The 495-nt window shown below is 60.6% G+C and carries 1 protein-coding gene; it reads left to right on the forward strand.

The annotated features are described in order from the left end of the window. Positions 1-117 precede the first annotated feature (117 nt). A complete protein-coding gene (locus tag C1I89_RS34340) occupies positions 118-462 on the forward strand; it encodes a hypothetical protein (protein WP_146197001.1) in 345 nt (114 codons plus the stop codon). The last annotated feature ends 33 nt before the right edge of the window (positions 463-495 follow it).

Here is a 495-nt window from a genome sequence, read left to right on the forward strand (position 1 = left end):
GGCCGGTGAATTGCTGCCGCGCGTGGCGTCTGAGCCGAGTTTCTACGAGTGCAAGTACTGCGCTTGGGCGCGTCGGTGTTGGCGCGAGCAGGGTGTGAGCGCATCGGGGGTGCAGTCATGAATGCGCGTCTTCCTCAACCCGTCATCGACGCATTGACGGTGACCGCCCGTCGCCAGAAACCCTTGATCGGTGCATCCCTGCTGGAGCGTCTGCTACTTCGCCATGTCGCTGTCGTGTGTCCGGAGTCGCGACTGGTCGTGGCTGTCATCAAACAGGCGTTCATTGACCTGTGCTCGCCCTCTAAACATCTGCGCTCTGAGGCCAGACGTTTCTTTCGAGACGGGCGCCTGGAGCTGTGGTGCGACCAGGTCGGTCTGTCCCCCAACTTCATGCGAGAGATCGCGACCAAGGCTGGCTACTTGAATCCGGCAGACACCGATGAAGGAGGTGTCCATGCTTGATTTCAACGACCAAGAACCCGCAGCTCCATCACC

It is taken from the genome of Achromobacter pulmonis (genome assembly GCF_002885955.2).
Lineage (GTDB): Bacteria > Pseudomonadota > Gammaproteobacteria > Burkholderiales > Burkholderiaceae_B > Achromobacter > Achromobacter pulmonis_A.